We start from the raw sequence: 9,732 nt of genomic DNA on the forward strand, positions 1-9,732 counted from the left end.
TTTGATACTTACGGTAAAAGGAAATAGCATGTGGCCTTTGTTGAAAAACGGAGATAGTATCGCTATTTCTGAAGTTACCTCTGTTCAAAAAGGTGACATTATTACGGTACAAAATATGTATAATAGAATCCTTACGCACCGAGTTATCCACGAAGAAGATCTTGTCACAAAAGGAGACAATAACGTATTTCCAGAAAAAGCTCTTGCTGGAAAAAATTTTAAGATATTAGGGAAATTAGATTATGTCATAAAAAACGGGAAACACATCGACATCAATCACTACAATACTGTTTTTTACAAATATTCCAAAGCGGAAATGAAAGTATATGCTTTCATCAAAAAAATAATTCCTGTAAATAGTATTATTTACTTCCTTAAACAGATGACGTACCCAATTTTCATTTTCATTTTAAAACTAAGTTATGGAAGGGATTATTAAATTTAAACAACAATATTTAGAAAATTCTTTCCCTGCGTTCTTTGAAGAATTCAAACAAAAGGAAAAAGCATATCAACGGGCATTTATTGCACATTTGAAAACCATAAACCTAGATCTTTTTTTTTACCAAGCTTTAAAAAAACATCAATTTTTAAACGATCTTGATTCTGAACTCATACAACCACTAAAACAAGAATTTTTACTGGAAACAGGCAGAGATGAGTTTTACAAAAAACAATTTTTCACATTTGTAGATACGTCTCACTTCCCAATTCTTCTCTTAAAAGGATGGCAGTTAAGAGAGTTGATAGGAGCAAACCTCTACAAAAGAAGTTGTGACGTTGATATCTTAGTGCTCGAAAACGATTTTAAAGAAGCCATTTCTGTGCTAGAAAAAGAATTCAATTTTTTCCAAAAACCACAGTACATTGCTTATGGACAACAATGTATGCTGAACGAAAATAGCATGTGCGTTGATTTGCACAAAAAACTAATTGCCTTCAAAGCATTTGACACTATTTTTAACTTGAGCGCTGTCGAATTATTCAAAGAATCTGAAGAAGTAACACATCAGAACGTACAGTATTATACCTTCAATATAGAAATGGAGTTTGTGCATCTGTGCATTCATTTCTTATTGCATCATGAAGGATATGGCTTTCTGTTGGTGTATGAGTTAAAAAGTTTTTTAGAACGCCATCTTTTAACGATGCGTACAGACAAACTTTTGGCAATAGCAAAAAAACATCATTGTGTAGAAATCGTGATTTACACGCTTTTAATTGTTGAAAAACTCTGTGTTTTTGATCAGAAACTCAAAGATTGGATACAAACCTTCGTGACAACACATGATGTAAATTCAGCAGTCACAGACTCGTTTCACAAAGAGTTTCACAAAGAAAATTTTTATCAAAACATCGGTATTTCCAATGAGGTTTTAAAAGAATTATTACTAAATGATTATTCTGATAAAATTACCTTTGTAAAAGCACAAATTAGTTTCAAAACCTACTGCTTCTTTCGATCATTAGGAAAAACATTAAAGATCGTATGATACAAAAAATACGCTCTCATAAACGTTTTTTAAAATTACTCAAAGAGAGTATAGGCGATTTCAAAAATCAAGTAATTGCGTTGCTATTTTTTATATTGATCATTACGATTATCAATATCTATATTCCTCATTTATTTGGAACATTGACAGATTTGTACATGAAAGATCAGTTAGAAAAAACACTCATACTGCTCATCATTTCAATTTATATCGTAAAATTGATCATTCAATATTTTGTTTCTTTCTATACCAATTACTTTTCAGGCGCTATTTCACTAAGGTTAAAATCCTTATTGATTGAGAACTATATTCACGCAACGAACATTCACACAGAATTTATAAAAACAGGCGATTTTCACCAAAGAGTATTCAGTGAAACAGGAATGGTACAAGGAAAATTGATCTTTGGAACCATTTATTTTTTTAAAGACATCATCTTCTTTATATTACTGCTCATCAATATCTTTTTAATTTCTCCATTATTATTTTTTGACCTTTTATTTTTCTCTGTACTGTTATATCTATTTCATACCAAAATAAGTAATAAAGTAGAGTTTATCAACCATGAGCGACAAGCCGAAAATGCAAATCTTTCCAGTTTTTTTCTCGAAATACTCCAAGGAAAAAATGATATCATTATTTTCAATCTGCTACATAAAGTGATCAAAGTAGTGTCTAAAATTGCCGTAAGAATCAAAAAACAAATACGCTTGAGTGCCATTTATCAAGGACTGACAGATGTGTTTTTAGAAGTGTTAATTCTTCTATTTATGATATCTATAGTGGTTATTTTATTATGGCAAAACATGGAAATTCCAACAATCGTAACCACGCTAGGGTTTGTCCTATTTTTACTGTGGCCACTCAAAAGTATCAATGCCTATCTCATGTCGCTTCATATTGTGTTGCCTTCTATCAGTAGGGTTGAGCAAGTACTTGAAAAAATGGAGGCAACAACTTTAAAAGGCACGCGAAAAATTATTGAAACTACAGAAACGCCATCGCTTACGCTAGAAAATATTTCTTTTGGTTATGAGGATCAATCTATTTTTAACAATGCAAACTTTCGCTTTGTCAAAGGTGTGTATTTAGTATCTGGTAAAAATGGTTCGGGAAAATCAACACTGGCAAATATCATTCTCGGAATTACTTCTCCAGATGAAGGAAACATTACAATTAAAGTGCAAAACCGTGAAAACGCGTTAGGTTTAGTGTCGCAAACTCCTTTTTTATACGACAATACGATTGCAGAAAACTTGATGATTCATGACTCAATTACCAAACAAGAATTGACTGAAATTATAAAACAGTACAAATTAAAAGAAACATTTGACTTCGATTTGGACAAAAATGTTGGAGAAAATGGTAAAAATCTCTCTGGAGGAGAAAAACAAATTATCAGTATTCTCAGAGGATTGCTAAAAAATCCTGACATTCTCATTTTAGATGAAATCACAAACAATCTTCCCCTAAAAGTCTATGAAAAATTGCTTGAAAAAATAATCTCAAAAAGAAAAAATAAAATCACAATTATAACCTCACACCATCAAATTGCCCCTGAATTGTTCGATGAAGTGATCAAAATTTGACAACCTATGAAACTATTTTTTGGTATCGTATTCACGGCCGTTATATTGGGGTATGCTTTGCATTTGCTACTACAAGCTATCAAGCAAAAAAAAATAGTACCACTTGCTATATTTTTAGGAATATTAGGAATGTACACGCTGAGTTTTTATAACGAACTTGCGTTTTATATATGTTGGAGTATCTTCCTCATTCCACAAATTTTATTTGTAGTGTACGTTTTCATCTTTATGATTGTGTCAATCACTAGAAAAAAAACAAATACGCTTTCTGACAAAAAAATCCGTGATGAGGAGTTGAAATTTGTGTCGATCGTAGTCGCAGTTCATAATGAAGAAAATGTAGTCGAGGATACCATACATAATCTTTTACAACTCGACTATCCCAAAGACCACTATGACATCACCTTTATTGACGATTTTTCTAAGGATAACACTTTGGAACTGTTGCTGAAATACAAAGATCAAATTCAAGTAATTGACAGGTCTCAAAATGCAAGCAGTACACAACTAAAAGGAAAACCTGCCGCAATTAATGAAAACATCGATAGATTAAAAGGCGAACTCATTTGTATTTTGGATGCGGATTCTGTTATCGAAAAAGGATTCTTACAACGAATAGTGCCCAAATTCAAAAATCCGAACTTAGGAATTGTGCAGGCACGCAATATTTTTTACAACAAAGATAAAAACATCGTCACACGATTAACCGCATTAGACATCTATTCCATGCAACATACCATATACATTCCTGTAAGTAAACTAGGTTTTGGGATGTTTGAAGGAAGAGCAGGCGTCTTTCGAAAAAAAATATTTAAAGACATTCAAGGGTTTGACCCAGCTTTACCTGGGGAAGATTTCGATTTTGCATACAGAGTAGGCTTGTCAGGTTATGATGTACACTATGAAGACACCGTGTTTTCCAAAGAACAAGTAACGGAAACGATCAGTGAATGGTACAAACAACGAAAAAGGTGGCTTGCCAACCATGTGCTGTCTTGTTTTAAAAACTTAAAAGGCTTATACAAAACGGAAAACTTAACCCTTTCTCGAAAAATTGCCGCGCTATTTTTTATGTTAAATCTAGCATACGCGTTTTCATTCAACTTTTTAGGGCCGCTCATGCTCATCAATGAATTTAGATACGAATCCGTTTTACCTTATGTTTTTATCATCTCATTTAGTCTAACCGTTGTTTTTTTCTGTTGCTCATACATTTTACGAACCGGAAAACTTTGGCTGCTGCCACTAATTCCAATCATGATCATTTACTATTGGACATTTACGGTAATTCAAACGTGGGTGCTCATCAATGAAAAATTAATCAACATAAAACTATCTTATAAGAAAGCTTATCATAGAAAACCACTATCAAATGAAGTTTAAAATTCTCTATATAGCGCTATTTAGTTCATTAGTTGGATTCTCTCAAGATGTCAAATGGGATGTCAATCTTGAAGGAATTTCAACAACGAAAGGAATCTTTAGTTATGCGGCTGTTGGTATGAATTTCAACAAAATCAAAATTCAATCTGGAATCTTACTAGGACAAGACTACATCAATAACGAAACTGCGTTAGGATGGCAAGCAGATGTCCTGTATTTTCCAAATGGAGTCAACACAAAAGCATTTAACTTTCTGTTTACAGCAAGCCTCAATTACTTCAATACAAAAGTATCCTTAAACTTTTCAGAAGTAAAAACCAACTTCATTCAAGGAACTTTAGGATATGGATTTACCTATTTTTTCCATGAAAAACTAGCTTTAAAAAGTACTGTAGGACTCGGAATGCTGTTAGAAAATAGAAGTTTCAATTTCAATACAAACGATCCTGCCAATACATGGGGATTTGCAGGAATCATTTCATTAGGAATAACGTACAAGCTATGAAAAAGTTTTGGGCATTACTATCCATCATACTCTGTATCACATCTTGTGAAGATTTTGCCATTCTAGAAAAAGATGGAGAAGCAATTGTATTTTCACAAAACATAGTAACTTCGCCCACATACAATGGAAATTTAAGAGCTGCGACGTTCAATATGAAATTGGGTTTTTGTCAACAATGCGATCCTTTTTCTGGTGATTTGGGCGGCGATCATGAACACCTGGATAAAATAGTAACGCTCATCAACGATATGAACTTAGACATCATTACGCTTCAAGAAGTAGGCTATAAATATGATACTTCCATCGTTGAAAATCAACTGCAATACATAGCAGATAGAGTACAAATGAATTATGCGTACGGAATGGGAAGAGCGCTACAAACAGGAAACAATCTATTCTTACGCGGATTTATTGGAAATGCGGTACTTTCAAAATATGAAATTGTTTCCACTGAAAATCATCCGATTCGATACATTGACTATTACAATCAAAATCACGCACTTAAAACTACAATTAAACTGAGTGATCAACAAGAAATCATAGTTGTAAGCACACATTTTGAATCTGGAAGCACTTCGGATGAAAAAATAATACAATTCAACGAACTCATCGCAGTCACAAAAAATGAAACACCACCTGTCATCATTGGCGCAGACTTTAACATTCCATACACCGAGAACAATTCGTTTCTATCAGCATTAACTACTGATTTCTCAAACTCTTTAGAAGCGATTCCGACTTCTCAACAATCCTCAATTCTAAATACAGGAACTTTCATAACAGGAGCCACATTAGATTATATCTATACTTCTAAAAATGATTTTACGATTGAAACCGCTTTTTTGGTTCCTGAAATCTACAGAAATATCTCAGATCACTTTATGTATATCTTAGAAATACAAATAGTGAATTAATGTGAATTTGACCTAAAAACCCCAGCTTTACTCCTAAAATAGGTGCGATCAATTATGAATCAGTTTGCGTAGTATCAAAATTATACCAATTTACATTTAAAATGGTGTTTTGGATACGAAGTTGCTTTGGCAGTATAGAACGCTGTGAATGTTTTGCATAGCCGTAGCTACGGAAAATAGTCGCAAGGAAATAGAATGCTGAATGAACGAGTTTATTTGTTGCATCTTATAGTAGAATTGGTATACGTATCTAATTTTGATAAAAAATCATATTAAAATAAAAACGTATATACATTTTACTAGTTTTTTACGTTCATAAATAATAGCATAAGTAACGGAATATTTGCAAATAGTTTTACCTTAATTTATGTATATTTGGTTCCCCCCGTATAGCATAACTTTCTAAGAGTTGCATAAAAAAATCAAAAACCTTTTGTAAATAATACATACAAACCTTGTCACAGCGTATGATGATGACTAGCGGAAAAGTTGTAAAAGGTGATTTTGAAGAATTTTTGATATAAACTCAGAGATAAACTAATTATAAAAATGGAATTATTTGTAAAGCTTAATGATTTGGGGATTCAGCTTCAAGTTGAACAAGGAGATTTAAAAATTAAAGCGCCAAGGGGCGTCATAACTCCTGATATTGTGTCCGAAATTAAAGCACATAAAAGTGATTTAATTACCTTACTTTCTGGTGCAGAAATGAGCATTCCTATAGCAAAAAATCAACGTTCATATCCATTGACTTCAGCTCAAAAACGAATGTGGATTTTACATAAAATGCAAGGAAATAGTGCAGCGTATACCATTCCGAGGTCTTTTGAAATTGTTGGAGCTTTAGAAGTTCAAGTATTAGAAAACGCTTTTCAACAAATGAGGTTGCGTCATGAAAGTTTGCGTACATATTTTAAAACGGAAGCGGACCAAGAAATACGACAATATATTGGAGCAGAAGATGAGACAGCGTTTTCGCTAAAAATCACTCAAACTGACGAAGCCAATGTAGCGCAGTTAATTTCAAACTTTTACACCTATTCTTTTTCGCTATCGGAAGCGCCTTTGTGGAAAGTAAACGTATTTCAATTATCTAAAGAACGTTACATCGTTTCTCTCATCATACATCATATTATAAGCGATGGCTGGTCTGTAGAGCTTTTCATCAATGAAGTATTCCAAATATATGCACAGCTAAAAAATAAGCAATCTGTCAATTTGCCAGCATTGCCTATTCAATACAAAGATTACGCAGTTTGGAGTGAAAAACAACGTGTTACTGATGCTTATAAAAAAGCTGCCGAATATTGGAAAACAACATTTACGGGCGAATTGCCAAAACTTGACATGCCTAGTTTTGTGACAAGACCAAGTGTAAAGACCTATAACGGCGAAACACTAACACATAATTTCTCGTCAACACTGACGAAAGGACTAGAAAAACTGGCTGTTAGTGAAGAAGTTTCGCTATTCATGGTATTAATGACAAGTGTCAATATAGTATGTTACAAATACACCAATTCAACCGATATTACAGTAGGAACACCGATGGCAAACAGAGATCGTTCTGTGTTAGAATCGCAAATTGGATTGTATTTAAATACCTTAGCAGTTCGACTTACATTTGAAAAAACACATACCATTCGTGAATTATTAGCGATTCAAAAAAATAAATTACTGGAAGCCTACACGCATCAAATATATCCTTTTGATGAATTGGTATCCGAACTTCCACTTGCCCGCGACGTATCTCGCTCTCCATTATTTGATGTAATGGTAACGCTACACAATCAGGAAGAATTATTAGCACAACCGTTTCAACAAATAGATGACATTACCGTAAATTCATATCATATTTCAGGCAAAAAAACGAGTCAACTCGATTATACATTCGATTTTTTAAACGTTGGGAATCTTCAATTACAACTCACCTATAATACAGATATTTATGAAGCGTCTCAGGTGCAACGTATGCTGCTGCATTTAGAGCATATTTTAGGTGAAATGTTGGCAGATCCTTCACAAGAACTAAAGGATATTAACTATGTGTCTGAAAGTGAAACAAATCAAATTTTATACGACTTTAATCCTGCGAAAAGTACGTTTCAATCATCAGAGACTATTATTTCTTTATTTGAAAAACAAGTACAAAAAACTCCCGATGCAACGGCTCTTGTATATAAAGATACCAGCTTAACGTATCAACAACTGGATGAAAAAGCCAATCAATTTGCACACTTTTTACAATCAAAAAACATACAACAAAATAACCTTGTTGGCGTACAATTGGATCGCACGCATTGGACACTAATAGTATTGTTGGGAATCTACAAAGTAGGAGCTTCGTATGTACCTTTAGATGTGCATCATCCGAAAGCTCGTACTAACTTGATCATTGCGGATGCCAACTGTAATATTGTGATTAATGAAGAAGTACGCAAAGAATTTCAAGAGAAAAACTATGCTAGTGATGCTTTCACAATACAAACTAAGCCAGAAGACTTGGCTTATATCATATACACATCAGGCTCTACAGGAATCCCAAAAGGAGTTATGATTACTCATAAAAACGTAGTGGCAACCTTAGATGAACTAACCACACAGCTAGGCTATGCGCACTTACAAAAAGTAGCACTCTCTACAAATTTGGTATTTGATATTTCAGTATTAGAAATATTTGGTACGTTGTGTAGTGGCAAACAAGCCATTATGTTTGACACGCCATCACTTTCAAATCCACAACATTTCATATCCGAATTGCAAGCAAAAGAAGTGGAAGTATTGCAAATAACACCATCAAGATTATTATTACTGGAAGAAGCACTCTTACAAAAGTCGTTGCCTTCTTTGCAATTACTCATTGTTGGTGGCGAAGCGTTTCCAAATCATATTTTTGAAAAAAGAGAAGCTATTGGGATTCCAATAGTAAATGTGTACGGTCCAACAGAAACCACCATTTGGAGTAGCTATTGCAAGCTGAGCGAATCTGAAATCGTATCCATTGGAAAACCGTTAAAAAATGATGAAATCTACATTTTAGATGCTGATCAACAGATACAGCCAATAGGTGTTACGGGTGAAATTTGTATATCTGGAGCATGTGTTGGAAATGGGTATCTAAACTTGACCAAGCGTACTTCGGAGAATTTTATTCCCAATCCGTTTAATCCTACTAAAAAACTGTACCGAACAGGTGATTTAGGAAGATGGAATACAAATGGAACTGTAGAATTTATGGGAAGAATAGATGCGCAGGTAAAAATAAGTGGATATCGTATAGAACTTGGCGAAATAGAACAGGTGTTACGCAAGCATGCTCACATAAAAGAAGTTGCTGTGATCACCACATCATTGCAAGGAACATTAAAAATTATTGCTTATATAGTACAAAAAGAACCATTGAATGTTGCTGAATTGCGAGACTACACCGCGCAAAAATTACCAGCATACATGATTCCTTCACACTTTATGAGAGTATCGGAATTGCCATTAAATGCAAGTGGAAAACTAGATAGAAAACGTTTGCAGGAATTAGAGCTACAACAAACACCTTCCATAACCTACAAAGCTCCTGAAAGCGAAGTAGAAAAAAAACTAGTTACATATTGGCAAGAGTTGCTAAACGTAGAAGAAATTGGAGTAAAAGACAATTTTTTCGAATTGGGCGGAAACAGTCTGCAAGCCATGCAACTCTTAGGGTTAATTCACAAAGAGTTTAATGTGGAATTGAATCTCATGAAAATGTTCGAAAAACCCTTTATCGATTTCATTGCTATCGAAATTGAAAACATAGCTTGGCAAAAAAATTACAATCACAACGAGAATACTAAAAAAATCACACTATAATC

At 33.7% G+C, this 9,732-nt stretch carries 7 protein-coding genes; all 7 read left to right on the top strand.

Features of this window, described 5'->3' with window-relative positions; translation table 11 throughout:
• Position 1 precedes the first annotated feature (1 nt).
• The 7 genes from KORDIASMS9_RS14325 to KORDIASMS9_RS14355 all read left to right on the top strand — a co-directional run bounded on the left by KORDIASMS9_RS14325 (position 2) and on the right by KORDIASMS9_RS14355 (position 9,730).
• A complete protein-coding gene (locus KORDIASMS9_RS14325; RefSeq protein ID WP_162819969.1) occupies positions 2-439 on the top strand; it encodes a S24/S26 family peptidase in 438 nt (145 codons plus the stop codon).
• On the top strand, positions 423-1,493 hold the full coding sequence (locus KORDIASMS9_RS14330) for a nucleotidyltransferase family protein (RefSeq protein WP_114903498.1): 1,071 nt from the start codon (positions 423-425) through the stop codon (positions 1,491-1,493). The genes KORDIASMS9_RS14325 and KORDIASMS9_RS14330 overlap by 17 nt, the downstream gene beginning before the upstream one ends.
• Positions 1,490-3,082, top strand: a complete 1,593-nt coding sequence (locus KORDIASMS9_RS14335) for an ABC transporter ATP-binding protein (protein ID WP_114903499.1) — start codon at positions 1,490-1,492, stop codon at positions 3,080-3,082. The genes KORDIASMS9_RS14330 and KORDIASMS9_RS14335 overlap by 4 nt, the downstream gene beginning before the upstream one ends.
• Positions 3,083-3,088: 6 nt before the next feature.
• The gene (locus KORDIASMS9_RS14340; protein ID WP_114903500.1) at positions 3,089-4,465 is read left to right on the top strand and encodes a glycosyltransferase family 2 protein; all 1,377 of its coding nucleotides are present in this window, start codon (positions 3,089-3,091) and stop codon (positions 4,463-4,465) included.
• Positions 4,455-4,970 carry a hypothetical protein gene (locus tag KORDIASMS9_RS14345; protein ID WP_114903501.1) on the top strand — a complete coding sequence of 172 codons (516 nt, stop codon included), beginning with the start codon at positions 4,455-4,457 and terminating at the stop codon, positions 4,968-4,970. The genes KORDIASMS9_RS14340 and KORDIASMS9_RS14345 overlap by 11 nt, the downstream gene beginning before the upstream one ends.
• Positions 4,967-5,884 carry an endonuclease/exonuclease/phosphatase family protein gene (locus tag KORDIASMS9_RS14350; protein ID WP_162819970.1) on the top strand — a complete coding sequence of 306 codons (918 nt, stop codon included), beginning with the start codon at positions 4,967-4,969 and terminating at the stop codon, positions 5,882-5,884. The genes KORDIASMS9_RS14345 and KORDIASMS9_RS14350 overlap by 4 nt, the downstream gene beginning before the upstream one ends.
• A gap of 549 nt (positions 5,885-6,433) precedes the next feature.
• Entirely contained in the window at positions 6,434-9,730 is a 3,297-nt protein-coding gene (locus KORDIASMS9_RS14355) for a non-ribosomal peptide synthetase (protein ID WP_114903503.1), read from the top strand.
• Positions 9,731-9,732 lie beyond the last annotated feature (2 nt).

This window comes from Kordia sp. SMS9, assembly GCF_003352465.1.
Taxonomy (GTDB): Bacteria; Bacteroidota; Bacteroidia; order Flavobacteriales; family Flavobacteriaceae; genus Kordia.